This is a genomic window from Streptomyces chiangmaiensis (genome assembly GCF_036281785.1).
Taxonomy (GTDB): domain Bacteria; phylum Actinomycetota; class Actinomycetes; order Streptomycetales; family Streptomycetaceae; genus Streptomyces; species Streptomyces chiangmaiensis.
The window spans coordinates 1-26,420 of sequence record NZ_JAYWVC010000040.1 but is presented as its reverse complement, the minus strand read 5'-3'; the positions used below and the strand labels follow the sequence as shown (position 1 = coordinate 26,420).

Sequence of the window (26,420 nt, the reverse complement as noted above, 5' to 3'; positions counted from 1 at the left end):
TTGTTGCCTTTTGGTTACGCGACGGAATCTGTCGACCAGGTGTCGATTCCTCCTGGAAAAAGGAAGGACGGATTGTCAGTGGTGCCTGCCAGACTCCCGTGCATGGGGAGCATCGATTCCCGGGAAGCCCTGATCGGGGCGGTCCGGGCCGGGGCGAGAGTCAAATATCTGCACTTCTGGGGCCACCGGCCGCGGCCGGACGGCCGGATCGGGGCCGGCTGTCTCAGCCAGTGGTGGCCGTCCCCGTTCACCGTGGACGGCGTGGAGTACACGACGGCGGAGCACTGGATGATGGCATCGAAAGCGCGGCTCTTCGGCGACGCGGAGGCCGAGCGTGACGCGCTTCAGGCGCCGAACCCGGCGCTGGCCAAGAAGGTCGGGCGGCTGGTGCGCGGCTTTGACCACGCGATATGGACGCGCGAGCGGTTCGGGATCGTCGTCGAGGGCAGCGTCCACAAGTTCGCCGCGCACGCCGATCTGCGGGCGTTCCTGCTGGCCACGGGCGACAGGGTGCTCGTCGAGGCCAGCCCGATGGACCGAGTCTGGGGCATCGGGCTCGCGGCGGACGACGAGCGGGCGGCGGACCCGGAGCTCTGGCGGGGACCGAACCTGCTCGGGTTCGCGCTGATGGCGGCGCGGGAGCGACTGGCCGCCTCCTAGTGCTGTGGCCGGAAGGGTTTGCCGGTGAACCTTTCCGGTCGCAGCACCAGCGATCCCGGGCGTCCGGCCGGCCCGTCCCGGCCGGCGACGGCGCGCACGGGCCGAACCCTTCGGACGGCACGGCCCCGGGGCGCGCGGCGGAGCTACGGCAGCCGGGGCACCACCAGCGATGTCGAGTAGCCGTCGTCCGTCCCCATCCACGGGTCGTCGTCGCTGTCCGGCGCGGAGAAGAGGGCGATGGCCAGGACGAGGCCGAGGACGAAACCGACCGCTCCGCAGATGAGGCCGGCCAGGGCCATGCCCCCGTTCGTCGCCTCACCGCGGTTCGCCTTGCGGCGGCCGACGATTCCGAAGATCACGGCCAGCACGCCCACGAGCATGGCCACCGGCCCGAGGCAGAACACGACGGCGGAGATGATCCCCAGCACGAGCGAGGCGGTGCCCGATCCGTTGCTCGGCGCGAGCGGCATCCCGGGCCAGCCGTAGCCGGGAACGCCGCCCTGGGGCCCGTACGGTGCGCCGTAGCCCGGATAGCCCGGGTATGGGGAATAGCCGTACGCCGGCTGCCCGGGCCCTTCGGGTCCGATGGGCGGAGGCGGCACGGGCTGGCCGGGGGCGGGCGACGCGAAGGGGTTGCCGGTGGCAGGGGACGGTGGCGCAAAGGGGTTGCCGGTGGCGGCGGGGGACGGTGGGGCAAAGGTGTTGCCCGCCGGGGCCGTGGCGCCGGCGCTCGGCGGGGCGAAGGGGCTGTCCCAGGGGCTCTGGGCCGGAGCGCCGGGCACCGCGGGGCCCGGCAGGGAGACGACCGTGGGCTGGTCGTGCACGGACGGGGTGCCACCGGGTACACGGTCCTGCGGACCGACGGCAGCTCCCGGGACCGGAGAGCCGGCACCCACGCCGGGCACCTCGTCGGCAGGCGGTGCCCAGGGGTCGGGCGCGGGGCCCGGACCGGCGGCGGGCTTGTGAAGCGGGACCCTGTGGGCCTGGCCTGCAGGGGCACCGGGTATCCCCGGGCCCCCGGCCTCGGGCGTGCCCGGCGCCCGTTCCGTCCCGTCGCCCAAAGCGGCCCCCGGGCCCGTGGCGCGGTTCTGAGGCGTTCCCGGCGCGTGCGCGTCCTCGGACATGCCTGAGTCCCCCCTCCTTCGTACCTGCCGTCATGCTACGGCCCGCGCCTGGCCGCCGTGACCCGCGGCCTACGATGCTCCCTGAACCATCGATCAGCCGATCACCCGCGTCCCGCCCGAATCCGGTGCCGGGACGCCGCTCCCGGGGAGGACCCCTTGACCGACCACCGTGACGCCCCCGCCGTGCGCGACCTGCACGCCTTCATCGCCGGACTGCCCAAGGCCGAACTGCACGTGCACCACGTCGGCTCCGCCTCCCCCCGCATCGTCTCGGAACTGGCCGCCCGCCACCCCGACTCCAAGGTCCCCACCGACCCCGAGGCCCTCGCCGACTACTTCACGTTCACGGACTTCGCCCACTTCATCGAGGTCTATCTGTCGGTCGTCGACCTCATCCGGACCCCGGAGGACGTGCGCCTGCTGACCTATGAGGTCGCCCGCGACATGGCCCGGCAGCAGGTCCGCTACGCGGAGCTGACCATCACCCCCTTCTCGTCCACCCGCCGCGGCATCGACGAACGTGCGTTCATGGACGCGATCGAGGACGCCCGCAAGGCCGCGGAAGCCGAGTTCGGGACCGTGCTGCGCTGGTGCTTCGACATCCCCGGCGAGGCCGGCCTCGAATCCGCGGAGGAGACCGCCCGGCTCGCCACCGACGACCGGCTGCGCCCCGAGGGGCTCGTCTCGTTCGGGCTCGGCGGGCCCGAGATCGGTGTCCCCCGGCCGCAGTTCAAGCCGTACTTCGACCGGGCGACAGCGGCGGGCCTGCGCTCCGTGCCGCACGCGGGCGAGACGACCGGACCCGAGACGGTCTGGGACGCCCTGAACGAGCTGCGCGCCGAGCGCATCGGCCACGGCACGAGCTCCGCCCAGGACCCGAAGCTGCTCGCCCACCTCGCCGAACACCGCATCCCGCTGGAGGTCTGCCCGACCTCCAACATCGCGACGCGCGCCGTCCGCACGCTCGACGAGCACCCCATCAAGGAGTTCATGCGCGCCGGTGTGCTCGTCACCGTCAACTCGGACGACCCGCCGATGTTCGGCACCGATCTCAACAACGAGTACGCGGTCGCCGCCCGGCTGCTGGACCTCGACGAGCGGGGTCTGGCCGGTCTCGCCAGAAACGCGGTCGAGGCGTCCTTCCTCGACGACGCGGGCAAGGCGAAACTGGTCGCCGAGATCGACGCCCACACCGCAGCGTGGCTCGCTCCCTGACCCTCACAATGGGCCCCATGCGCACCGTGACCGCCGTCGCTCATCGCGGCGACCCCTACCGCCACCGCGAGAACACGCTCGCCTCATTGCGTTCCGCGCTCCACCGGGGCGCCGACGCCGTCGAGATCGACGTACGGCTCACTCGGGACGGTGTCCCCGTGCTGCTGCACGACGGGACGCTGAGGCGGCTGTGGGAGCAGGACCGGCCGCTCGCCGCGCTCTCGTCCGACGAGGTGCGGGGCCTGACGGCCGGCGGTGTGCCGACGCTGGCGGACGCACTGTCGGCGACCGACGGGAGCCGGGTCATGATCGACCTGCCGGGCGAGCCCTCGGTCCGTGCCGTGCGCCGGATCGTGGACGTCGTCCGGCAGTGCGGGGCCGCGGAACGGGTGTACTACTGCGCGGGGGCGCGGACCATGCTGGCCGTACGAGCCGCCGCCCCCTCGGCGGAGATCGCCCTGACCTGGACGAGCGTCGCCCCGCCCCGGCCCGCGCTGCTCGACGCGGTGCGCCCGCGCTGGCTCAACTACCGGTTCAGCCTGGTGGACGGCGACCTCGCCGCGTGTGTGCACCGGGGCGGCCGGCTGCTGTCCGTGTGGACCCCGGACACCCGACGCTCGATGCGGCGCCTGCTCGGGCTGGGCGTGGACTCGATCACCACCAACCGCCTCGACGCGCTGCACGCGCTGCGCGGGCGCTGAGGCGCGCGCGTCCGACGCCGGCGTGCGCGTGGTTTCGGCCCGGTTCGCCGACCGAGGTCATACGGCCGCAGGGGCCGGCCGGACCGCCGCCGTCATCCCCTCCAACCGCTTGATCTTCTTCCGTACGACGTACAGCGGCACGATCCCGAACGCTCCGAACGACATGTCGATCACCGACCACCAGAAGGGGATCCCGCGGATCGGGCCGCAGATCAGGGCGAGCGGCACGATGCCCGCACAGGCGATCATCCCGAACTCGACGACCCAGATGTTGCGGACCGGATCGCGGTAGGGCCCGTAGAAGGCCACCGCGATCACAAGGTGCGCGAACGCCAGCCAGTCCGTGCCGTAGAGGACGAAGGGCTGTTCGGTGTCGGTGGCGTCGAGCCCGCGGCGCACCCGCTCGATCCAGTCCGTCAGAGCGGGAAGGTGCTCCCGCACGGACAGGGACCGCAACACGTCCTCGGTCCAGTGCAGTTCGTGGACCAGGGGGAAGGCCGTGGCGCCGCTGAGCACCAGGCAGACGACGAAGAAGGCCAGCCACGCGCGAATGCCCTTCAACAGGGCCGCTCTGTCGCTCATGGCATGAGCGTACCCGTTGAATTGAACATGTTCAAAAGATGGTCGCGGTGCCGACCGGGACGTGGCCGCGGGTCCTTCCTAAGCGGCCACGGCGGCACGCTCGCGGGCCGCGCGCACCGCCTCCGACAGCCCGGCGATGTCGTACGCGCCGTAATGCCTGCGTCCGTTGACGAAGAAGGTGGGTGTTCCCGCCACGCCACCGAGATCCGCCGACTCGACGTCCTCGGCGACACGGGTCGCGCCCGCATGGGCTCGCATGTCCCGCTCGAAGCGCCGCAGGTCGAGTCCGAGGTCCGCGGCATGGCCCAGCAGGTCGTCGATGGTCAGATCGCCCTGATGACTGATCAGCAGATCGTGCATGTCCCAGAAACGGCCCTGCAGGGCGGCCACCTCCGCGGCCTCCGCGGCGAGTTGTGCGTGCGGGTGGACGTCGGTCAGCGGCAAGTGCCGCCATACGTACCGCACGTCCCCGAAATCACCGAGCAGTTCGCGCACGACGGACTCCGCCTGCCCGCAGAAAGGGCACTCGTAGTCGCCGTACTCCACGACCGTCACGGGTGCCTTGCGCGGTCCGCGTACGTGGTCGCGGTCGGGGTCGACGGGCACTCCCAGGTCGACGATCATCTCGGCCTTCCCGAGCAGCGCACGCAATTGCAGGGGCCGCGGCAGCACCCCGATCAGGCCGGTGACGAGCCGGCCGGCCACGAAGGAGCCGAGCACGGCGCTCAGAATGCCGATCTTGGCCTCTTGGAGCCGGGCGCCGTCGAAGGCGAGCGTGGCGATGAGCAGGGAGACCGTGAAGCCGACCCCGGCCATGGTCCCGCCCGCGGCGACGGCTCCCCAGCCGACCGGAACCCGGAGCCGTCCGCGGCTCACCACCGTGGCCAGGGCCGTCGCCCCGACGATGCCGAGCGGTTTGCCGAGGACGTAGCCCAGCAGAATGCCCAGGGTGATCGGCGAGGTGAACGCCCGGCCCAACTCCTCACCGCTGACCGGGATGCCGACGTTGGCCAGGGCGAAGAGAGGAACGATCACATATCCGGCCCAGGGGTGGTACATGCGCTGCAGACGCTCGTTCGGCGAGAGCGCCGAGGCGATGCCGGCGCGTACGGTGCGCCCGAGCTCGGGCGTCGGCTGCTCGCGGAACAACCGGAACAGACCACTGACGCGCTCCAGGTCGGCGCGCGCCGCCGGATACGCGTACGTCAGCAGGCCCATGGCGAGTCCGATGACGACGGGGTCCACTCCCGATTCGAGCAGGGCGACCCACGCGACCAGTGCGAGCAGCGCGTACACGATGCCGCGGCGGCTCCCGAGCCATCGGACCAGCAGAACGACGGCGAAGGCGCCGACGGCCACGAGAAGCGCCGGCACGGTGATGCGATCGCTGTAGGCGACGGCGATGACGCCGAGGGCCAGCAAGTCGTCGACCACGGTGATCGTGAGGATGAAGACCCGCACCCCCGGTGGCATACGACGTCCGACGACGGCCAGCACACCCAGCGAGAAGGCGGTGTCGGTGGACATCGCCGCCCCCCAGCCCTGCGTCGATCCATGGCCCGCGTTGATCGCCAGGTAGATGCCGACCGGTACGAGCATGCCGCCGACGCCTGCCGCGAGCGACAGGGCCAGGCGTGTGCGATCGCGCAGTTCGCCCATGTCGAACTCGCGGCGCGCTTCCAGACCGACGACGAGCTGCCACTGGGAAACACCGGAAGCCCGACGTCCCATTCCGTCGAGACGGAGGCAGAACGGAGGAAGAGAGGCAGCTTTGGCGGCGGCCGTGCCGGGCACGGGGGCGGCCGGGCCTCTTCCGGTACCGGACCGGGGTCGGCCGTCACCCGCCCATGGTCAGCACCATGCGGAACCGCGCCGCCCCGGACAGCATGCGCGCGAAGGCGTCGTTGACCTCCTCCAGCCGCATCGTCTCGACCATGGGCCGGACGCCGGTGCGAGCGCTGAAGGCCATGGTCTCCTCGACCTCCTGTGCCGTGCCCGACGGGTGCCCGCTCACCGTCCGGCTGTTACCGATGAGCTGCACCGGCGACACCTTGAGCGACTGATCCGTCACCCCGATGGAAACCAGTTGTCCGTGCGGAGCGAGCCCGTCGACCGTCGCCGACATGGCGTCCGAGCTCGCCGCCGTGCCGAGCACCACCTTCGCGCCGCCCAGTTCCTTCAGCATCTGGGCGGGGTCGGAGGCGGTGCTGTCGATGTAGTGATCCGCGCCCAACTGCCGGGCCAGAGCCTCCTTGTCCCGGCCGCGGGCGATCGCCACGGTCTCGAAGCCCATCTTGGCGGCGTACTGGATGCCCAGGTGCCCGAGGCCGCCGATCCCGAGGATCGCGACCAGGTCGCCGGCGCGGGCCACGCTCGTACGCAGCCCCATGAACGAGGTCACACCCGCGCACCCGAGCGGGGCGGCGTCGATCGCGGAGAGACCTTCCGGGATGCGCGCCAGAGCCTCGACGGGCGCGACCATGTGGGTGGCGTATCCGCCGTCGTACGCCCATCCGGGGACCCTGAGGTTCTCGCAGCTGATGAAGTCGCCCTGACGGCAGGGGCGGCAGCGGCCACACTGACCGCCGAACCACCCCACCTCGACCCGGGTGCCCACGGCCCAGCCGACCACCCCCTCCCCCACCGCGTCGATCCGGCCCGCCACCTCGTGCCCGGTCACGAGAGGGAACCGGATGCCCGGAAAGGGTGTCTGCACGAAGATCGCATCGGTGTGGCAGACACCGGACGCCTCCACGACGATCCGCACGTGTCCCGGCCCCGGCTCTGGCAATTCCCGCTCGACGATCTCGAAACTCCCCCGGGGCTCGGCCACCTGGGCGACTCGCATCACGGACATGTCTTCTCCGCTCCTTGCTCTTGAGAACACACCGGACTTTCATCAAGGAATCATTCCTTTTCCTCACCAAATGGGGCGCCTTCCTCACCAAATGGGGCGCCGGGACGCACGGCACCAGGACGGTCCGGCGCACAGCCGGTGCACCGGGCCGCGGACCGTGCGCGCGACGGCCGGTCGTCCCGCTCAGCCTTCGCGCCAGCCGAGCTTGATGAGCAGGTTCTTCGCCTCCTCCGCGACCTCCGCCTCGGCGACCACGTCGTAGCGGGCGGCGACGGTCTGGCTGCGGGACGCGAAGTCGCGGCGGCCTCCGGTGAACGCGTGGCCGGCGAAGCCGAAGAGCGCTCCGAAGATCGCGCCGTAGAACAAGCCGCTGATCATCAGCACCAGGACGTGATGATTGCCCGCGGCGAACAACGACAGAAGCAGGCCGATGAGCAGCCCGAACCAGGCACCAGAGCCCGCGCCCGCCAAGGCGGCGCGGCCACGGGTGAGCCGGCCGAGCACCGTCTCCACCATCCGCAGGTCGGAGCCGATGATCGCGGTGCGCTCCACCGGGAACCTGCTGTCGGCGAGGAAGTCGACCGCACGCTGCGCGCCCTCGTAGGTCGGATACGAGCCGACCACCGGCCGGTCGAGGGGCGCCGTGGGCGGATGCTGGGTCATCGAAGGACTCCCTTCCTCACCACCCCGTCAAGCAGCCTGCTGCCCGGCGGTAGCCCCCGCAAGGCGGGGCACACCGGCCGGGAGGAGGGGGACCGGCGCACCGGCCTTCAGGGCCGACGGGACCGTCAGCGGGAGGAACGCGTCGGCTCGCCCCGCACCGCGGCCGATGTCGCCCGTCGTTCCGGGGTGGGCGATGCCGGGCTGCTCGGGGTGCTCCTCCCGGTCGAGGGCCGTGCGGTGGGGCTGGGGCCGACCCGCTCGGGCGGTACCGACGGGACGGGCGACGCCGACGGAGTGGGTGCCACCGAAGGGGTGGGGGACGCCGCATGTCCGCTCGCGGGCGGCGGTGCGAGAGGCACCGCAGGGGAGGCGGGTGCCCCGGGGCTCGCCACGTGCAGGGGCAGCGCGACGAGGACGGCGACGGCGACGGCACAGGACGCGCCGATTCCGGCCGCGGCACGGAGCAGCCGGCGACGGGCCGCGGCGCGGCGGATCGCCTCGTAGCGGCCGGGGGGCGGACCGAGATGCTCGGCGGGAGGCCGCAGGATCACCGCGAGGGGGTCGTCGGCCCCGAATTCCGGGCCGTCGTCAAAGCGTGTGGTCAAGGCTTCTCCTCAGGTGGACGCGGAGCAGTTCTCGGGCCGCGTGGAGATCGGCCTTGACGGTTCCTTCCTTGCGCCCGGTCAGCACGGACACCTCCCGGATCGGCATGTCGGCGTAGTAGTGCAGCAGGATCGGGACCCGCAGCCGTTCGGGCAGTGACTGTACGAGCAGACGCACCGAAGGGTCCGCCTGCTCGGTGTGGGGCCGGACGGCGGCCTCCGAGGTGACGCGACGCACGGCTCTGCGCTCGCGCTCCAGCTTGCGCCAGTGGTCCCGGACGAGGTTGGCGGCGGTGACGTAGAGAAAGCCGCGGGGCTCCTCCACGGTCGTCCAGCGGGCCCAGAGCCGGGTGAACGCCTCCGAGGCGATCTCGTGGGCCGTCTCGTCGTCGTCGACGAGACGGCGGCACCAGCCGGCGAGGCGCGGGTAGAGGACGGCGAACAGCTCGGACGCCGCCTTGTCACGGGACCGTTTCAACGCTCTCCATGGTCGTGGGGGCACTCGTGGGGAAGGATGCCGGGCCGACGGCGTGCGTTCCTTGGGCCCGGCATCCGGGAAGGATCCTGCTCGAGCGAGGCCGAGAGCTCGGGCAGGGTCAAGGGCTCGCGGACTTCTGCGCGGCGAAGACGATGACGTTGTCGAGATAGCCGTCGCCGGTGCGGGGGCCGCCGCACGTGATGAGCCGCAGCTCCGGACGGCTCACGTCCCCGTAGACGTCCTCCACGGGGAAGTCGGCCTTGGCGACCGTCCGCACGACGCCGACGATGAACACCGCCGCCGTACCGTTCTCCAGACGCACCACGATCCGGTCACCCCGGTGAAGCCGCGCGAGGTCCCGGAACACCCCGTCCCCGTAGGCACCGACGGTGACATGCCCGAGGACGACCGACGGGCCGACCTGGCCCGGCGTCGGCGAGTGCCGGTACCAGCCCGCCCGGTCGTCCGCCGTGACCGGGGGCACCTGCACGCTGCCGTCCGGCGCCAGCCCCAGTTGCATGACCGGGGTGTCGATCCCGATGGCCGGGATCTGCAGCCTGACCGGGGCCGAACGCCGGAGGGCGGGCGCCGCCCTCGCGGCGGCCGGCGGAGGCGACGGCGTGATCACGGGGCGTGCGGCCGTGGCCCGGTGGGCCGGGTGGCCGCCGCAGCCCACGAGAAGTGCGGCCGGCGCAGCGGTGACGAAGGCGCGCCTGGAGAGCGGGGTCATGCCCCGGTCGCCCGGCGGCGACGGACGACGAAGACCGCCGCCCCGCCCGCGACGAGCATCGCGGCGGCGCCCCCGCCGATCAGCCCGCCCTCGGCCCCGGACTGCGAGGACGCCGCCGTCACACCGGTGTCGGGCGCGCCCTTGGGTACGACGGAGACCTGGCCTCGCGCCGGGGCCCGGGTCGGCTGCGCGCTCGGGGCCGCGGAGCGGGTGGCCGGGGCGGGGCTCGGAGTGGCCGAGGCGGCTGCGCTCGGGCGGGTCGTGGGGACCGGGCTCGGCCCGTCGGCGAACGCCGGCATGGTGCTCGCCAGCACGGCGGTGCTCCCGAGTGCCACGGCAGTGAGGACAGTTCGGCGCATCGAATCGCTCTCTTTCGTCGGTCCGCCCGGTTCTCGGCGGGCTGGGTTGCGGATCGAGCGGAGAGACGAGGCAGCGCAGGAGCGGGTTGTAAAGAGACGGCAAAGTCGCCGGGCCGCCATGCGGCGGCCCGGTTTCCCCGGAACGCCGAGGGGTTCGCGGCGCCGGTCGTGCGGGTGGCGGAGCCCGCCCGGACCACCCGCGCCGGCCCGTCCGGGGTCGGCGGACCTGCGTCAGGTGCTGGGCGCGCACCGTCGTCGTCTACTTGACGTAGCCCGCGGGCCGGGTGGCCAGGTGCAGCAGGTGCTCCAGGGCGCCACGCCGGAAGAAACAGGCCCACACACTCGCCAGGAGCGCGGCGGACGCGATGAAGCCGAGCAGTACCGGTAGCGCGGACATGGTCTCGTCCTGAATCAGGGCCACGTACCAGACGTCGCTGAAGAACCACAGGGCGACGATGTGCAGGACGTAGACCGTCAGTGCCATCCTGCCGACCGATGCGACGGGTGTGGCCAGGCGGGTGAGGCGCGGCAGCCTGTCGGCGACGGTCAGGCACGCGGCCACCACCATGACGGCGACGCCGGTGTTGCCGACGATGGAGAACGTCGTCTGACTGTGCGGCACGGCCACCAGCAACCACGCGAGCGGGGTGTGGCTTCCGGGTTCGCCGACGGTGTCGGACCACCATGCGGACGACGCCGAACCGCCGTCCGTGGCGGCCGCGACGGCCGTGAGGGCGTGCGGGACCAGGTGCAGGGCCAGCCAGGACCCTCCGTAACCGAGCAGGGCGAGCACACCGCCGGTCAGGGCCATCCGGGACCGGATGCCGGGACGAGTGAGGTCGAGCCGGGCCAGCGCCATGCCCGCGACCAGGAACGGTATCCAGGTGAGCACCGGATACGACCCGGTGAACAGCAGCTCCACGATGCCGTCCGTGCCGGTGATCCGGGCCAGCGGGTCCCGGTCGATGACGGACTGTGCCCAGTTCCCGTCCTCGATCGAGGCCTGGATCGCGTGCAGAACCAGGGGCATGATCACCGCGCCCGTGGCGGCGACGGCTGCGAGCGCCCCCGCTCGCAGCCGGTACAGCGGAAGGACGACCAGGAAGAGCAGCGCGTAGAAGCTGAGTATCACGTCGACCGAGGTGCCCAGGGCCGTCAGGCCATAGCCGAGCACCCCGATGACGACGGTGCGGATCATGATCCTCACCATGGCCTGACGGCCGGGGCGACCGGTTCGAGGAAGCGGACGGCCGGTGATGATGATCAGCGAGAAGCCGGCGAGCACCGCGAAGAGGGCGGAGGAGCGCCCCCGCGCCAGCTCCAGCAGGAAACCCACCGGCCCGCCCACCGTCACATCGGGACCGACATGGGCTGCGTACATGCCGAAGACCGCGAGCCCGCGCGCCAGGTCGATACCGATCAGCCGCCCCATGGACGGCGTGCCGGCAACGGCGCGGGTGCGGTCCGCCTCGAGCCGGTGAGGCGCCACTGCGGGCGCGGCCGACAATGCGTTCTGCGTCATGCCATCAGGATTGGCCGACCTCCCGCCCCAGCCACCCCGACGGTTTTCCGAAGGCACCCCGCCGACCGGCCGAAGGTTCCCCCGCCGACCGGCCGGATGCGGCCGCCGGCCGACGGCGCCCGCATCCGGCCCCGCCACGGACGGCCGTGACGGGGTACGCATCCAAGTGAGGGCATGCGACGAGCGGAGCGCACGTGATCCGGGTACTGGTGGTCGACGACGAGGCCCTCATCCGCACGGGCTTCACACACATCCTCGACGCGGCGGACGACATCGAGGTCGTCGCGGCGGTCCCCGGCGGCCAGGCCGTCCCGACCGTCCAGCAGCTGCGTCCCGACCTCGTGCTGCTGGACATCCGCATGCCGGACGTGGACGGGCTCACCATTCTGGCCGAGCTCCGCCGCATGCCGGACCCGCCCGTGGTGGCCATGCTCACCACGTTCGACACCGATGAGTACGTGGCGACCGCCCTGCGCTCGGGGGCCGCCGGATTTCTGCTCAAGGACACCGACCCCGAACAGCTTCCCCATCTCGTACGCACGCTGGCCCAGGGCGGGACCGTGCTGTCGTCCAAGGTCACCCGCACCGTGGTGGACGCCTACCTGGACCGGGGCGTGCGCGAGCCCCGGGCCGTCCGCCTCGTCGCCCGGCTCTCCGAGCGCGAGCGTGCCGTCCTCGTACTCATGGCCGAAGGACTCGCCAACACCGACATCGGCGACCGGATGCACCTGAGCACCGGCACGGTCAAAGGCCACGTCAGCGCGGTACTGAACAAGCTGCAGGTCAGCAGCCGGGTCCAGGCGGCCCTGATCGCCGAACGCGCGGGGCTGCTTTCGCCACCGCAGGACGGGGACACCCGATGAACCTCGGGCGACTGCCTGCCCCTCTCGTGGACGGCGCCCTCGTCGGAGCCGCCCTCGCGGACACATGGGTCTACGTCGACATCGGAGACCGGGTCGCCATGGCCTGCGCGCTGCTCGCCGCCCTCGCTCTCACCCTGCGTCGCCGTCTGCCACTGACGACCTTTGTGCTCACGCTCCCCACCGCCCTGGTCACCGACGCGGTGTTCGCCACCATCGCCGCGCTGTACACGCTCTCCTCGCTCAGCCGTCGCCGCGTGCTGCTGGCGGGCTGCGCCCTGGCCTTCGCGGCCTGCGACTTCCTGCCCTGGCCGTGGTCGTCCGTGCGGCCCGCAGAACTCACCCGGACCCCCAGCCTGATCCAGCTCATCTACACCCTGGCCACCGCAGCCGCCCCCGTCTTCCTGGGCCAGCTCGTGCAGGCCCGACGCGAACTGTCCCTACGACTCGCGGAGATCTCCGAGGCCCGCGAGCACGAACGGCTCCTGACCGACCAGCGCGTGCTGGCGGAGGAACGCGCGCAGCTGGCCCGGGAGATGCACGACGTGGTCTCCCACCAGGTCAGCCTCATCGCCGTACAGGCCGGAGCACTTCAGGTGGGCAGCCGGGACTCGGAGACCAGAAGGGCCGCGGCCACCATCCGGCAGCTCAGCGTGCAGACTCTGGACGAACTGCGGCACATGGTCAGCGTGCTGCGCGCCTCCGGCGGCCGTCGTACCGAGCTCACCCCTCAGCCGTCCCTCGCCGACCTGCGTCAGTTGGTCGCCGGCAGCGGCATCGAAGCGGAACTGGAGACGGACCTGCCCGACGACCTTCCACCCACCATGCAGCGCGCCGTGTACCGCACGGTGCAGGAAGCCCTGACCAATGTCCGCAAACACGCCCCCGGTGCCAGGGCGACCGTACGGATCCACCATGGCGCCGGCGCCCTGCACACCATCGTCACGAACACCGCCCCCACCCGCCCCGCACTCGCCCTGCCCAGCGCCCACCACGGCCTTGTGGGCCTGCGCCAACGCGCCGAACTGCTCGGCGGCACCATCGACAGCGGACCCACGGCCGACGGCGGCTACAGGCTGCATCTGGAACTGCCGGCCGAGGACTGGCCGAACCACGAGTAGGTTTCGGGACGCCCAGGCGAACGGGATCACGCCCCTCGGAACCGGGCGACATGAGCCCCGCGAACCGCTCTCCACGCACGAGGTGTTCTACCGGGACGCCGTCGAGGACATCGCGGCGTTCAGGGACGGAACCCCGCTGCGGGTCCTGGCCTCCCTCGGTGCCGGCCGGACACCATGGTGCCGGTCGCTCGGCGTTCGCCTTGTGGCGGGCCGGGTCGGGGATCATCAGCAAGTCGGCCCGGAGTTCCGCACCCTCCCCGGGACGGTGCATCCGGGCGGCATTCCGTCGGCTTCCGCGTCCCGACAACCGACGCGGCGCCGAGCCCCTTCCCGGGAATCCGGCACCGTGTCGATCGGTGCGGAACGGCGGACCGGTCGCACCTCCCACCGCAAGTGCGCGGCCCCGGACGAGGGTTGTCCGTCCGGGCCGCACACTTGCGGATACGTCGTTCAGTCGTCCAGCGACGTCATCACGTGCTTGATCCGGGTGTAGTCCTCGAAGCCGTACCCCGACAGGTCCTTGCCGTAGCCGGACTTCTTGAAGCCGCCGTGCGGCATCTCCGCGACCAGAGGGATGTGCGTGTTGATCCACACGCAGCCGAAGTCGAGGGCCCTGGACAGACGCATCGCCCGCGCGTGGTCCTTCGTCCACACCGAGGAGGCGAGGGCGTACTCGACACCGTTCGCGTACTCGATGGCCTGCTGCTCGTCCGTGAAGGACTGGACGGTGATGACCGGGCCGAAGACCTCGTTCTGGATGATCTCGTCGTCCTGCAGGAGGCCCGAGACGACCGTGGGCGCGAAGAAGTAGCCCTGGTCGCCGACCTGGTGACCGCCGGCCACGACCTTGGCGTGTGCGGGCAGGCGCTCGATGAAGCCGGAGACCTGCTTGAGCTGGTTCGGGTTGTTGAGCGGCCCGTAGAGCACGTCCTCGTCGTCCGGCTGACCGGTCTTCGTCTCGGACGCGGCCTTGGCGAGCGCGGAGACGAACTCGTCGTGGATGGACTCGTGGACGAGGACGCGGGTGGCCGCCGTGCAGTCCTGGCCGGCGTTGAAGAAGCCCGCCACCGAGATGCCCTCGACGGCCTTGGCGATGTCGGTGTCCTCGAAGACGACGACCGGTGCCTTGCCGCCCAGCTCCAGGTGGACGCGCTTGAGGTCCTTGGACGCGGACTCGGCGACCGACATGCCCGCGCGGACGGAGCCGGTGATGGACGCCATGGCCGGGGTGGGGTGCTCGACCATCATGCGGCCGGTGTCGCGGTCGCCGCAGATGACGTTGAAGACGCCCTTGGGCAGGATCGAGCCGATGATGTCGGCGATCAGGACCGTGGACGCCGGGGTGGTGTCGGACGGCTTGAGGACGACGGTGTTGCCCGCCGCGAGCGCCGGGGCGAACTTCCACACGGCCATCATCATCGGGTAGTTCCACGGCGCGACCTGCGCGCAGACGCCGACCGGCTCACGGCGGACGAACGACGTCAGACCGTCCATGTACTCGCCGGCCGAGCGGCCCTCGAGCATGCGCGCCGCGCCCGCGAAGAAACGGATCTGGTCGACCATCGGCGGGATCTCCTCCGAGCGGGTCAGCCCGATCGGCTTGCCCGTGTTCTCGACCTCGGCGGCGATCAGGTCCTCGGCGCGCTCCTCGAACGCGTCGGCGATCTTCAGGAGGGCCTTCTGGCGCTCGGCGGGCGTGGTGTCGCGCCAGGCCGGGAAGGCCGCGGCGGCGGCCGCCATCGCGGCGTCGACGTCCGCCTGCCCGGACAGCGGGGCGGTCGCGTACGCCTCACCGGTCGCGGGATTGACCACCTCGGTGGTCCGTCCGTCGGCGGCGTCACGGAATTCGCCGTCGATGTAATTGCGCAGACGACGCAGCTCGGTGCTCACTGCCGGGCCTCCAAGTTCGGTGTCCAATCGCTGAGACACCCACCCTAATCCGTGGCCCGACGTTTTCAACAGCCCTGATCCCGCCATGGCTGCGAAATCCGCAGGCTTCTCTCACATAGACAACGAATTTCATCGATCCCGCCTTGCGAAACTATCGAGACGTCGTGCACAGTGACGTCGTGGCCAGTCGAAGCGCAGACCAGAAGGACTCCCGCGAGTTCAGGAACGGCGGTGCCCAACTGGACGCCGTGTCCCTCGCGATCATCGAGCAGCTCCAGGAGGACGGCCGCCGGCCGTACGCAGCGATCGGCAAGGCGGTCGGCCTCTCCGAGGCGGCCGTACGTCAGCGCGTCCAGAAGCTGCTCGACCAGGGCGTGATGCAGATCGTCGCCGTCACGGACCCGCTCACCGTGGGCTTCCGCAGGCAGGCGATGGTCGGGATCAACGTCGAGGGCGACGTGGAGTCCGTCGCGGACGTGCTGACCGCCATGTCGGAATGCGAGTACGTGGTGATGACCGCAGGCTCGTTCGACCTGATGGTGGAGATCGTCTGCGAGGACGACGACCACCTGCTGGATGTCATCAACAAACGCATCCGGGCCCTGCCCGGAGTGCGCTCCACCGAGAGCTTCGTCTACCTCAAGCTCAAGAAGCAGACCTACATGTGGGGAACCCGATAGCCGTGAGCACAAAGGACCTCAGCAAGACCGCGTACGACCACCTGTGGATGCACTTCACCCGCATGTCCTCGTACGAGAACGCGCCCGTCCCCACCATCGTCAGGGGCGAGAGCACCTACATCTACGACGACAAGGGCAAGCGTTACCTCGACGGTCTCGCCGGTCTGTTCGTCGTCCAGGCGGGCCACGGTCGCACCGAGTTGGCGGAGACGGCGTTCAAGCAGGCTCAGGAGCTGGCGTTCTTCCCCGTGTGGTCGTACGCCCATCCGAAAGCCGTGGAGCTGGCGGAACGTCTCGCCCACCACGCGCCCGGCGACCTGAACAAGGTCTTCTTCACCACCGGCGGCGGCGAGGCGGTCGAGACCGCCTGGAAGCTCGCCAAGCAGTACTTCAAACTGGTCGGCAAGCCCACCAAGCACAAGGTCATCTCGCGTGCGGTCGCCTACCACGGCACCCCGCAGGGCGCCCTGTCCATCACCGGCCTGCCCGCCCTGAAGGCCCCCTTCGAGCCACTGGTCCCGGGCGCGCACAAGGTCCCGAACACCAACATCTACCGCGCCCCGATCCACGGTGACGACCCCGAGGCCTTCGGCCGCTGGGCGGCCGACCAGATCGAGCAGCAGATCCTCTTCGAGGGCCCGGACACGGTCGCCGCGGTCTTCCTGGAACCCGTGCAGAACGCCGGCGGCTGCTTCCCGCCGCCACCCGGGTACTTCCAGCGGGTCCGCGAGATCTGCGACCGGTACGACGTGCTGCTCGTGTCGGACGAGGTCATCTGCGCCTTCGGCCGCCTGGGCACGATGTTCGCCTGCGACAAGTTCGACTACGTCCCGGACATGATCACCTGCGCCAAGGGCATGACCTCGGGCTACTCCCCGATCGGCGCGTGCATCGTCTCCGACCGCCTGGCCGAGCCGTTCTACAAGGGCGACAACACCTTCCTGCACGGCTACACCTTCGGCGGGCACCCGGTCTCCGCGGCCGTGGGCCTCGCCAACCTCGATCTGTTCGAGCGCGAGAAGCTCAACCAGCACGTGCTGGACAACGAAGCCGCCTTCCTGACGACCCTGCAGAAGCTGCACGACCTGCCGATCGTCGGCGACGTCCGCGGCAACGGCTTCTTCTACGGCATAGAACTGGTCAAGGACAAGGCGACCAAGGCGACCTTCGACGAGGAGGAGACCGAGCGCGTCCTGTACGGCTTCCTGTCCAAGGCGCTGTTCGAGAACGGCCTGTACTGCCGGGCCGACGACCGCGGCGACCCGGTCGTCCAGCTCGCCCCGCCGCTGATCTCCGACCAGAAGACGTTCGACGAGATCGAGCAGATCCTGCGCGCGACGCTGACGGAGGCGTGGACCAAGCTCTGAGCCACACGAGGCCCCGATCATCCTTCTGGATGATCTAAGAACGGCCCCGTGCCGCCCGTTGGAGTGAGAAACGGCGGTCCGGGGCCGTCGCTGTCCGCGGCTTCCGGCGCAGTCTGCCTAGCGTGCCATGTGACCGATCGCTTCTGCCTTCGTTCCCCCGAACGGGTCCCCCGGACGGGGATCGGCACGGGACAACGGATCTGAACCGAGGTGTACGCGATGGTGACCCCGCCGGACAACGACGTGCTCTGGGCACGCGCCCTGCACTTCCAGCACAACGGCTCGCCCGCGCTCTGCGGTGTCTCACTGGGCGTACGCGAGGGCGAGATCTTCGCCGTCACCGGCCCCCGCGGCAGCGGCAAGACGACCCTCCTCCAGTGTCTGGCGGGGTTATTGCCCGTCCAGCGGGGCGAGGTCTGGTTCAACAGCACACCGGTGCACACGATGGGCCCGATCACCCGGGAGCGGCTGCGCCGGGACCGGTTCGGCTGGATCGATCCGGCGCCCCTGCTCCTGCCCGAGCTGAATGCCTGGGAGAACGCCGCCCTGCCGCTGATGCTCCGGGGCACGGGCCGCCGCCGGGCCAAGACCAGCGCCCTCGAATGGCTGGAGCGCCTCGACGTCGGCGGCTGCGCCCGCAAGCGCCCGTACGAGATGCCCCAGGCCGACCGGCAGCGGATCGCCGTCGCCCGGGCGCTCGCCTCATGCCCGACCGTGCTCTTCGCGGACGAGCCGACCGCCTCGCTGCACCGCGCCGACGGTGTCCAGGTGCTGCGCACGCTCACCGCGGCGGCCCGCTCGCACGGCATCACGGTCGTGCTGGCCACCCACCCGGCCGACGCCGTGGCCGTCGCCGACCGCACGATGTCCCTGCTGGACGGACGGCAGGTCAGTACCGTTCATCTGCCGCCCGTACCCGAGGAAGGCCGAGCACCATGCTCGCTCTCCGTCTAGCGCGCGGGGCCCATCCCCTGGTCCAGATCCGGCGGCTTCTGGTCGCGGCGGCGTCGGCGGGCACCGGCTTCCTGCTGCTGTGCACGCTGGGGTACGCGCTGGGACATCCGGAGGCGTCGGCCGGTTCGGCGCTGCGGCTGGCCTGGTGCGCCGTGCCGACGGCCGCCGCGGTGTACCTCGCGATCGCCGTCGCCCGTACGGACCCGGGGACCCGCCCGCGGTCGGGTCTGGCGACGATCGGCCTCGGCCCGGCGCGGCTGATGGCCCTCTCGACGGTGACCACGGCCCTGTCGACCGTGCTCGGTTCCCTGCTCGCGCTGCTGGTCTTCCTGCACCTGCGCGGTGATCTGCCCGTCGTGCCGTCGGACCGCGCGGCCGCCGGGTTCCTCGCCGCGGACCAGTCCCTGCCGCTGCCCGCGGTGCTCACTCTCCTCGCGCTGGTGCCGCTGACCGCATCGCTGGGGAGCGCCCTGGCCCTGCGTCCGAGGAGCGAACGACCGCGGCGTGCCGGGCAGGCGGGCGACGGCACACAGACCGCCGCATCCGAGGACGTCCAGGACGACCTGGCCCCGGGCTCCCCCGGCGAGGCGTCCGTGCCGGACCTGCCTCTCGCTCCCCGGCCCGCCCCGGGCGGCCTCCCCTGGGGTGTGGCCACACTCGCGGCGGGGCTCGCCGTGGAGACACACGCGAGCAGGGGCGGCCAGGAACAGGGTCTCCACCTTCCGGGTGGCCTAGCGGGCGGTCCCGTCGGGGTGCTGGCGGGCTGGGCGCTGACCGCGCTCGGGCTGGCGCTGGCCGGGCCCGCGCTCGCCCATCTGTGCGGTTCGCTGCTGCAGACCGTACGTCCGGGCGCCGTACGACTGCTCGCCGGCCGTGGTCTGCAGGAGGAGGCGCGACGGATCGGACGGCCGCTCGGGGTGGTCTGCGCGGTGGCGTCGGCGGCGTACGCGACGGCGGCGCTGTACGGCGGAGCTCGCCCGTCCTTCGGGCCGCTCACCGTGGTCGGTGCCGTGCTGGTGACGGGCTGCGCGCTCGCGACGCTGGCAACGGCGGCGGTCGAGACGCGACAGGCACGCGCCGACACGATCGCCGCGCTCGTGCGGCTGGGCGCGCCGGCCACGGTGCTGCGCACCGCGGCACTGCTGCGCGCGGGTGCGCTGGTGGTGGTGTTCGTGCCGGTGACGTGGGCGGTCGCGGAGCTGGCAGCGATGCCGTTGGCCCGATGAGAGGGCCGGGGCCCGGGCCGGACGCAGAGCCCGGGAGAATTGCCCAGACCGGCGGCGATGAGTTTCGCGACGGTTCGCGGTCCACCTCTCCGCAAGGACCGGACGTATCTGGGAGAGAACACTCATATACCAGCAAATGATCTTCGTGAACCTGCCCGTCGCCGACGTCGACGCGTCGAAGAAGTTCTTCACGGAGCTGGGCTACACGATCAATCCGCAGTTCACGACGGACGACTGCGTCTGCGTCGTCATCAGTGACACGATCATCGCGATGCTGCTGAGCAAGCAGCGCTACGCCGACTTCACACAGAAGGAGATCGCGGACGCCACGAAGACCAGCGAGGTGCTGATCTGTCTGAGCGCCGAAAGCCGCGCGAAGGTCGACGAGCTGGTCGACCGGGCCCTCGCAGCGGGCGGCTCGGGCAGCCGGGAGGCGACCGACCACGGCTACATGTACGGCCGCGCGTTCGACGACCTGGACGGCCACACGTGGGAGGTCATGTGGATGGATCCGGCGGCCGTGCAGGGCTGAGGCGGCATCGCCGAACGGAGCGCGGCTGCGGGGGACTTGAGGACATGTCCGCGGTTTTCAAACGCCTCAATGGTTAATGAGCAGGCAAAGACGACGGTCATGCCGGACATCGGCGTTGACAGCACTTACCCGCCCCTTATAGACCTGTGAGCCTCTTGGGGATGCTGTTGTTTCAGCAACGCCCCCATAACCCCCCGCAGTTGCGCATCCCGCGAAGGGCAATCGTGTCCATATCCTCCCGCACCGCTCGAACGGTGCGCATCCTCGGCGTCGCTTCCGCCTCCGCTGCGCTCGCGCTCGGAGCCGCCGGAAACGCGCTCGCCTGCAACATCCGTGACTTCTCGGCCGTCGCGTCCTGCGACGACAACGGGAAGGGCATCATCACCGTCAAGGACATCGACTCCTCGGGCAAGCTGGCGACCATCACGGTCTACCTGGAGTCGAACGGCGCGGACGCCAAGCAGATCGGTGAGAAGACCGTCAGCGGCAGCAAGGAGGGCGCGACCGTCACGTTCTCCGAGGACTGGGCGCCCAACTCCCAGTACCGCGTGCACGTCAAGGTCGACCACCTCGTCGACGAGGACATCTCGCCGAACCTGACCACGCCGGACAAGGCGTGCCAGACCTCCGAGACGACGCCGCCGGCCTCCGAGACCCCGTCGGCGCCTGCCTCTCCGTCCACGTCCGCCGCTCCGTCGGCGTCGGACAGCGCGGCTCCGGCTCCCGCCGGGGACAACTCCCCCTCGCCCGCGGCCGGCACCTCCAACCTGGCCGAGACCGGCGCCGACTCCAGTACGCCCATGATCGCCGGTATCGCCGGCGGCCTGGTCGTCATCGGCGGTGGCGCGGTGTTCTTCGGCATGCGCCGTCGCAGCGCCTCGAAGGTCGGCTGACGCCTCCTCAGGGCACGTACGCGCAAAAGGCCCGCCCCTTGCCGGGGCGGGCCTTTTGTGCGTGCCCGAACGTGCGGCGCCTCGCCAGTGCTGCGACCGGAAAGGTTCACCGGCTCGCGACGCCCGGCAGACCTCTCCGGCCACAGCACTAGGCGCCGGAAGCATCTCCGAGGACGACGATTTCGGCCGCGTCGAAGACGACTCCGACCTCGTCCCCTGGTTCCGGTGCGGCACGCAGCGGGCACGCCGCCTCCAACCCGGGCGCCTGCCCGGGCTGGAGGCGCACCGCGACATGGGTTCCGCGGAAGGTGCGTGCGGCCACGGTGCAGCGCAGTCCGTCGGACACGTCCACGAGCCGTACGCCTGCGGGCCGGACGAGCAGCGTGCCCGGGCCCTGTGGTGATCCCTCCGGGACGGGCAGCTTCCCCCACGGCGTGTCCGCGGCCTGGCCGGTGACGGTCGCTTCCACCACGTTGTCGAACCCGAGGAAGCGCGCGACGAACTCGTCCGCGGGGCGCTGCCACACCTCAAGTGGACTACCGGACTGGGCGATCCGCCCGTCGCGCATCACGACGACCCGGTCGGCGAGTGCGAAGGCCTCGCCCTGGTCGTGGGTGACGGCGAGGACGGTCGTGCCCAAGCGCCCGAAGAGTCCCCGGAGTTCCACGACCAGGCGCTCGCGCAGCGACCGGTCGAGCTGCCCCAGAGGCTCGTCCAGCATCAGCAGCCGCGGCCGGGGCGCGAGGGCGCGGGCCAGCGCGACCCGCTGCTGCTCCCCGCCGGAGAGCGAGGCCACGGCCCTGCGTGCGGCCCCTGGCAGCCCGACGAGGTCGAGCAACTCCCGGACTTTCACCTCTTGTTCGCGGCGTGCAGCCCCGCGCATGCGAAGCCCGAAGGCGACGTTGCCGCCCACGTCCCGCTGGGGAAAGAGCTGGTGGTCCTGGAACATCAGCCCTACGCCGCGCCGGTGCGCCGGCGTCCCGTCCAGATCCCGGCCGTCGAGAAACACCCGCCCGGAGTCCAGAGGTTGAAGCCCGGCCACGGTCCGCAGCAGCGTCGACTTGCCGCTGCCACTAGGTCCGAGCACACACACGATCTCGTGCTCGGCGACCTCCAGGCCGACCCCGTCGAGCGCGGCGCGTCCCGCGAAGCGCACGGTCGCTCCCTCAAGCCTGAGCATGGTCAGAACTCTCCCGTCCGTTCCGGTCGCAGCCTCTCCAGGACCAGCAGCGCCACCGCGCACACCACCATCAGGATCGTCGAAAGGGCCATGGCCTGGCCGTAGTTGAGATCGCCGGGCCGTCCGAGCAGGCGCGCGACCGCGACCGGAAGCGTCGGATGGTCGGGCCGCGCGATGAACACGGTCGCCCCGAACTCGCCCAATGACACGGCGAAGGCGAACCCGGCGGCGATCAGCAGCGCCCGCCGTACGATCGGCAGGTCGACCTCCCGCCACACCCGCCATGGCGATGCCCCGAGCACGGCGGCTGCCTCCCGCAGCCGTTCGTCCACCGCCCGCAGGACGGGCAGCATGGTGCGTACGACGAAGGGGGCGCCCACCAGCGCCTGGGCGAGCGGCACCAGGATCCAGGAACCGCGCAGGTCCAGCGGTGGCTTGTCGAGGGTGATCAGGAAACCGAAGCCGACGGTCACGGCCGATACGCCCAGCGGCAGCATGAGCAGCGCGTCGAATCCCCGGACGAGACGCCCCGCGTCCCGCCGGGCGAGGCCCGCGGCGGCGAGCGCCCCGATCAGCACGGCGATCACCGTGGCCACGGCGGCGTACCGGAGCGAGTTGCCGATGGCGTCGATCGGCGCGACCAGGAAGGTACCGCCGCCGTCGTGCGTCAGCGCCTTGTAGTAGGCGAATCCGGGGGCGTCGAGGGACCGTTGGACGAGAACGGCGAGTGGCAGCACGAGCAGGACGGCCACCGTGGCGAGGACCGAGCCGAGCATCGCCCACTGGGCTGCCCCGCGCGGCCTGCGCGCCGTGAGGGACGCGTCGACCAACCGCAGCGCACTCTCCCGGCGGCGCACGGTCCAGGCGTGCAGGACCAGGATCGCGCCCACCGCGGCGAACTGGACGAGCGTCAGCACCGCGGCCGTGGACAGATCGAAGATCTCCGAGGTCTGCCGGTAGATCTCCACCTCCAGCGTGGAGAAGGTGGGGCCGCCGAGGATCTGCACCACACCGAATGAGGTGAAGGTGAACAGGAACACCAGCAGAACGGCAGCCGCCACGGCCGGGCCCAGCGCGGGCAGCGTCACCTTCCGCCAGGCAGCGAGGCGGGAGGCGCCGAGCACACGGGCCGCCTCCTCCTGGCGTGGATCGAGCTGTGCCCACAGACCGCCCACCGTGCGGACGACGACCGCGTAGTTGAAGAAGACATGGGCCAGCAGGATGGCCCACACCGTCGTGTCGAGCCGCAGACCCCACAGGTCGTCGAGGAGACCGCCGCGTCCGACGAGCGCCAGGAACGCGGTGCCGACGACGACGGTCGGCAGCACGAACGGGACCGTGACGACGGCCCGCAGCACCTGCTTGCCCGGGAAGTCCAGGCGTGCGAAGACATAGGCGCCGGGGAGCGCGACGACCAGCGTGAGAGCGGTGGAGGCGAGCGCCTGCCAGCTGGTGAACCACAGCACATGCCGGATGTCGGACTGTGCGAGTACGTCCGCGATACGCCCGAACCGCCAGGCCCCGTCGACGTGGAGACCGCGCGCGACGATCGCGGCGACGGGGTAGGCGAAGAAGACCGCGAAGAACACGACGGGCAGGGCCATGAGCCCGAGCCTCGCCGCGCTCCCCCGGACCGTCGGGGCCGGCTCGGCCGCCTCGGTCACTTCAGTACGAGCGACGTCCACGACTTGACCCATTGGTCGCGGTTGGCGGCGATCCTGCCCGGGGCCATGGTCTCGGGATCCGTGGCCGCGGGGCCGTACTCGGTGAACTCGGCCGGCACCTTCGCGCCCTGGACCACCGGGTAGACGTACATGTTGAGCGGCATGTCCTCCTGGAACGTGCTGCCGATCAGAAAGTCGATGAACGCCTTGGCGCCCTTGGTGTTGTGAGCGTTGCTCAGCACACCCGCAAACTCGATCTGGCGGAAGCAGGTGCCGGTCGCGACGCCCGTCGGCGCGGTCTTGGGCCGTGGCTGGGCGTAGACGACCTCGGCGGGCGGCGAGGACGCGTACGACACGACGAGCGGCCGGTCGCCACCCGCCTTCCTGCCACCGGCCGAACCGGAGAACTCCTGGTCGTACGCCTGCTCCCAGCCGTCGACCACCTTGACGCCATTGGCCTTGAGCTTCTTCCAGTAGTCCGGCCAGCCTCCCCCACTCTCGGCTTCGCTCGAGCGGGAGGTGCCCCCATCGCCGTACTTTGCGGCGGTGCCCAGCAGAAAGCCGAGACCGGGCGAGGACGTGGAGGCGTTCTCGGTGACGAGCAGGTTCTTGTATGCGGGCTTCGTCAAGTCGTCGAAGGAGGCGGGCGGGGTCAGCTTGTGGTCGGCGAAGTACTTCTTGTCGTAGTTGACACAGATGTCGCCGTAGTCGATCGGGGTGACCCGGTGCTTGTCCTTGTCGAGCTGGAACCGGGCTCCCACCTGGTCGAGCCCCTTGGCCTCGTACGGCTGGAACAGCCCGTTGTCGAGTGCCCGTGACAGCAGGGTGTTGTCGACGCCGAAGAAGACGTCGCCCTGCGGATTGTCCTTGGTGAGGATCGCCTTGTTGACGGCCTGGCCCGCATCGCCGTCCTTGAGGACCGTGACCTTGTATCCGGACTCCCGCTCGAAGGCCGAGATGACGCTCTTGGAGGCGGCCCACGAGTCATGGCTGACCACGGTCACGGTCTTGGAGTCGCCGCCGCTTCCGCTCGTGGAGCCGGACGACCCGCACGCGGACAGCGTGACCATGCCCAGCCCGACGACCACGGCCGCGAGCTGCCTACCGGTGATGCTCACTGAATTTTCCTCCTGGGGGTGTCCAGGAAGAGACGCGGCCCTGCACGGGACCCTTTCGGGATCCCGAGCAGGGCGCAACAGCTCGAGTGAAGACCGAACTTCCTACCCAGAATGACCTGGGCGAGGTTCAGAGGGTCTGCGGGCTCTCCCGCACTCTCAGCGCTGTGGCGCTCCCCTGTCGGAATATGAAGATGTACTGACCGGGGTCAGACTACCGCCCTCACGCTCGCCGGCCGCCAGCTGCCCGCACGCTCCGTCGATCTCCTGGCCACGGGTGTCCCGGATCGTCACCGGCACCCCATGCGCGGCGATCGCCTCGACGAACGCCTTCTCGTCCTCGGGCCGTGACGCGGTCCACTTGGAGCCGGGGGTCGGGTTCAGCGGGATCAGGTTCACATGGACGGGCTTGCCCTTGAGCAGCCGGCCGAGCAGATCGCCCCGCCACGCCTGGTCGTTGATGTCCCGGATCAAGGCGTACTCGATGGACAGCCGACGACCGGACTTCTCGACGTACTCGATCCCGGCGTCGAGGACCTCGCGCACCTTCCACCGGGTGTTGACCGGCACGAGGGTGTCGCGCAGCTCGTCGTCCGGCGCGTGCAGGGAGACGGCCAGCCGGCACTTGAAGCCCTCGTCGGCGAACCGGTGGATCGCCGGTACCAGTCCCACGGTCGACACGGTGATGCCGCGCTGCGAGAGCCCGAGCCCGTCCGGCGCGGGGTCGGTGAGCGCACGAATGGCGCCGACCACACGCTTGTAGTTGGCGAGGGGCTCGCCCATACCCATGAAGACGATGTTGGACAGCCTCGTCGGACCGCCGGGGATCTCGCCGTCGCGCAGGGCCCGCATGCCGTCCACGATCTGGTGCACGATCTCCGCGGTGGACAGGTTGCGGTCGAGCCCGGCTTGACCGGTGGCGCAGAACGGGCAGTTCATGCCGCAGCCCGCCTGGGAGCTGATGCACATGGTGACCCGGTCGGGATAGCGCATGAGCACGGACTCGACGAGGGTCCCGTCGAGCAGCCGCCACAGCGTCTTGCGGGTCGTGTCCCCGTCGGTCGACAGATGCCGCACGACCGTCATCAGCTCCGGAAGCAGCGCCTCCTGGAGCCCGGCGCGGGAGGAAGCGGGAATGTCGGTCCACTGGTCCGGGTCGTGCGCGTACCGGACGAAGTAGTGCTGCGAGAGCTGTTTGGCACGGAACGGCTTCTCGCCGATCGCGGCGGCCGCCTCCTTGCGCTCGGCGGGCGTGAGATCGGCAAGATGCCGCGGCGGCGTCTTGGCTCCGCGCGGCGCGACGAAAGTGAGTTCTCCGGGCTTAGGCATAGCTTCACCAGTGTCGCAGATCCACTCGGGTGACCTGCGGCTGTCGCTCCGAACGACCGTCATCGGCGGTCGTCACAGGTCGCCGGTGCCGCTAGTGGTGTGGCCGGAAAGGTTTA

Annotated in this window: 24 protein-coding genes and 2 pseudogenes; 11 read left to right on the top strand and 15 right to left on the bottom strand. The window is 70.8% G+C overall.

What is annotated here, in order from left to right; all coding sequences use genetic code 11:
- Nucleotides 1-102 precede the first annotated feature (102 nt).
- Nucleotides 103-660, top strand: a complete 558-nt coding sequence (locus tag VXC91_RS15130; protein WP_329507768.1) for an NADAR family protein — start codon at nt 103-105, stop codon at nt 658-660.
- Between the two features lie 143 nt (nt 661-803).
- Here the strand turns inward: VXC91_RS15130 and VXC91_RS15125 are convergent, their stop codons facing one another.
- Nucleotides 804-1,784 (bottom strand): DUF4190 domain-containing protein, encoded by a 981-nt coding sequence (locus VXC91_RS15125; RefSeq protein ID WP_329507767.1) that lies wholly within the window; start codon nt 1,782-1,784, stop codon nt 804-806.
- An 88-nt stretch (nt 1,785-1,872) separates the two neighbouring features.
- On the opposite strand from VXC91_RS15125, the pseudogene VXC91_RS15120 reads away from it, so the two are divergent.
- A pseudogene (locus VXC91_RS15120) lies at nt 1,873-2,999 on the top strand (adenosine deaminase).
- 17 nt (nt 3,000-3,016) lie between these two features.
- Nucleotides 3,017-3,700: a glycerophosphodiester phosphodiesterase gene (locus VXC91_RS15115; protein ID WP_329507766.1), complete on the top strand. Its 684-nt coding sequence runs from the start codon at nt 3,017-3,019 to the stop codon at nt 3,698-3,700.
- A gap of 57 nt (nt 3,701-3,757) precedes the next feature.
- Here VXC91_RS15115 and VXC91_RS15110 read toward each other — a convergent pair whose 3' ends face one another.
- From VXC91_RS15110 to VXC91_RS15070, 9 genes are all read right to left on the bottom strand, one after another.
- Nucleotides 3,758-4,282: a hypothetical protein gene (locus tag VXC91_RS15110; RefSeq protein WP_329507765.1), complete on the bottom strand. Its 525-nt coding sequence runs from the start codon at nt 4,280-4,282 to the stop codon at nt 3,758-3,760.
- A gap of 78 nt (nt 4,283-4,360) precedes the next feature.
- Nucleotides 4,361-6,013 carry a Na+/H+ antiporter NhaA gene (locus VXC91_RS15105; RefSeq protein WP_329507764.1) on the bottom strand — a complete coding sequence of 551 codons (1,653 nt, stop codon included), beginning with the start codon at nt 6,011-6,013 and terminating at the stop codon, nt 4,361-4,363.
- Nucleotides 6,014-6,119: 106 nt separating this feature from the next.
- The gene (locus VXC91_RS15100) at nt 6,120-7,139 is read right to left on the bottom strand and encodes an alcohol dehydrogenase (RefSeq protein ID WP_329507763.1); all 1,020 of its coding nucleotides are present in this window, start codon (nt 7,137-7,139) and stop codon (nt 6,120-6,122) included.
- Nucleotides 7,140-7,322: 183 nt separating this feature from the next.
- Nucleotides 7,323-7,802 (bottom strand): general stress protein, encoded by a 480-nt coding sequence (locus VXC91_RS15095; protein ID WP_329507762.1) that lies wholly within the window; start codon nt 7,800-7,802, stop codon nt 7,323-7,325.
- A gap of 125 nt (nt 7,803-7,927) precedes the next feature.
- On the bottom strand, nt 7,928-8,407 hold the full coding sequence (locus VXC91_RS15090; RefSeq protein ID WP_329507761.1) for a hypothetical protein: 480 nt from the start codon (nt 8,405-8,407) through the stop codon (nt 7,928-7,930).
- On the bottom strand, nt 8,391-8,882 hold the full coding sequence (locus VXC91_RS15085) for an RNA polymerase sigma factor (protein WP_329507760.1): 492 nt from the start codon (nt 8,880-8,882) through the stop codon (nt 8,391-8,393). Before VXC91_RS15085 ends, VXC91_RS15090 begins: the two co-directional genes overlap by 17 nt.
- A 118-nt stretch (nt 8,883-9,000) precedes the next feature.
- On the bottom strand, nt 9,001-9,612 hold the full coding sequence (locus tag VXC91_RS15080) for a class F sortase (RefSeq protein WP_329507759.1): 612 nt from the start codon (nt 9,610-9,612) through the stop codon (nt 9,001-9,003).
- Nucleotides 9,609-9,971: a sortase-dependent protein gene (locus VXC91_RS15075; RefSeq protein WP_329507758.1), complete on the bottom strand. Its 363-nt coding sequence runs from the start codon at nt 9,969-9,971 to the stop codon at nt 9,609-9,611. Before VXC91_RS15075 ends, VXC91_RS15080 begins: the two co-directional genes overlap by 4 nt.
- A 259-nt stretch (nt 9,972-10,230) precedes the next feature.
- Nucleotides 10,231-11,493, bottom strand: a complete 1,263-nt coding sequence (locus tag VXC91_RS15070; protein WP_329507757.1) for a DUF418 domain-containing protein — start codon at nt 11,491-11,493, stop codon at nt 10,231-10,233.
- Nucleotides 11,494-11,687: 194 nt separating this feature from the next.
- On the opposite strand from VXC91_RS15070, the gene VXC91_RS15065 reads away from it, so the two are divergent.
- Both VXC91_RS15065 and VXC91_RS15060 read left to right on the top strand, forming a co-directional pair.
- Nucleotides 11,688-12,356, top strand: coding sequence for a response regulator transcription factor (locus VXC91_RS15065; protein WP_329507756.1), 669 nt, complete (start codon nt 11,688-11,690; stop codon nt 12,354-12,356).
- Entirely contained in the window at nt 12,353-13,474 is a 1,122-nt protein-coding gene (locus VXC91_RS15060) for a sensor histidine kinase (protein WP_329507755.1), read from the top strand. The genes VXC91_RS15065 and VXC91_RS15060 overlap by 4 nt, the downstream gene beginning before the upstream one ends.
- A gap of 450 nt (nt 13,475-13,924) precedes the next feature.
- On the opposite strand, the gene VXC91_RS15055 is transcribed toward VXC91_RS15060, so the two are convergent.
- Nucleotides 13,925-15,364 (bottom strand): gamma-aminobutyraldehyde dehydrogenase, encoded by a 1,440-nt coding sequence (locus VXC91_RS15055; protein WP_329507754.1) that lies wholly within the window; start codon nt 15,362-15,364, stop codon nt 13,925-13,927.
- Between the two features lie 164 nt (nt 15,365-15,528).
- On the opposite strand from VXC91_RS15055, the gene VXC91_RS15050 reads away from it, so the two are divergent.
- The 6 genes from VXC91_RS15050 (at nt 15,529) to VXC91_RS15025 (ending at nt 21,016) form a co-directional block, all read left to right on the top strand.
- The gene (locus VXC91_RS15050) at nt 15,529-16,044 is read left to right on the top strand and encodes an Lrp/AsnC family transcriptional regulator (RefSeq protein ID WP_329507753.1); all 516 of its coding nucleotides are present in this window, start codon (nt 15,529-15,531) and stop codon (nt 16,042-16,044) included.
- On the top strand, nt 16,029-17,411 hold the full coding sequence (locus VXC91_RS15045) for an aspartate aminotransferase family protein (protein WP_408057390.1): 1,383 nt from the start codon (nt 16,029-16,031) through the stop codon (nt 17,409-17,411). The genes VXC91_RS15050 and VXC91_RS15045 overlap by 16 nt, the downstream gene beginning before the upstream one ends.
- Before the next feature lie 219 nt (nt 17,412-17,630).
- Complete coding sequence (locus VXC91_RS15040) at nt 17,631-18,365, top strand: ABC transporter ATP-binding protein (RefSeq protein ID WP_329507751.1); 735 nt, start codon at nt 17,631-17,633, stop codon at nt 18,363-18,365.
- A complete protein-coding gene (locus VXC91_RS15035; RefSeq protein ID WP_329507750.1) occupies nt 18,347-19,591 on the top strand; it encodes a hypothetical protein in 1,245 nt (414 codons plus the stop codon). The genes VXC91_RS15040 and VXC91_RS15035 overlap by 19 nt, the downstream gene beginning before the upstream one ends.
- Nucleotides 19,592-19,715: 124 nt before the next feature.
- On the top strand, nt 19,716-20,123 hold the full coding sequence (locus VXC91_RS15030; RefSeq protein ID WP_329507784.1) for a VOC family protein: 408 nt from the start codon (nt 19,716-19,718) through the stop codon (nt 20,121-20,123).
- A 161-nt stretch (nt 20,124-20,284) separates the two neighbouring features.
- On the top strand, nt 20,285-21,016 hold the full coding sequence (locus tag VXC91_RS15025) for an LAETG motif-containing sortase-dependent surface protein (RefSeq protein ID WP_329507749.1): 732 nt from the start codon (nt 20,285-20,287) through the stop codon (nt 21,014-21,016).
- A 148-nt stretch (nt 21,017-21,164) separates the two neighbouring features.
- Here the strand turns inward: VXC91_RS15025 and VXC91_RS15020 are convergent, their stop codons facing one another.
- From VXC91_RS15020 to rlmN, 4 genes and pseudogenes are all read right to left on the bottom strand, one after another.
- Nucleotides 21,165-22,196, bottom strand: coding sequence for an ABC transporter ATP-binding protein (locus VXC91_RS15020; protein ID WP_329507748.1), 1,032 nt, complete (start codon nt 22,194-22,196; stop codon nt 21,165-21,167).
- A gap of 2 nt (nt 22,197-22,198) precedes the next feature.
- Complete coding sequence (locus VXC91_RS15015) at nt 22,199-23,800, bottom strand: ABC transporter permease (RefSeq protein ID WP_329507747.1); 1,602 nt, start codon at nt 23,798-23,800, stop codon at nt 22,199-22,201.
- A 56-nt stretch (nt 23,801-23,856) separates the two neighbouring features.
- Nucleotides 23,857-24,930, bottom strand: a complete 1,074-nt coding sequence (locus tag VXC91_RS15010) for a thiamine ABC transporter substrate-binding protein (protein ID WP_329507783.1) — start codon at nt 24,928-24,930, stop codon at nt 23,857-23,859.
- 270 nt (nt 24,931-25,200) lie between these two features.
- A pseudogene (rlmN, locus tag VXC91_RS15005) lies at nt 25,201-26,304 on the bottom strand (23S rRNA (adenine(2503)-C(2))-methyltransferase RlmN); the annotation flags it as partial.
- Nucleotides 26,305-26,420 lie beyond the last annotated feature (116 nt).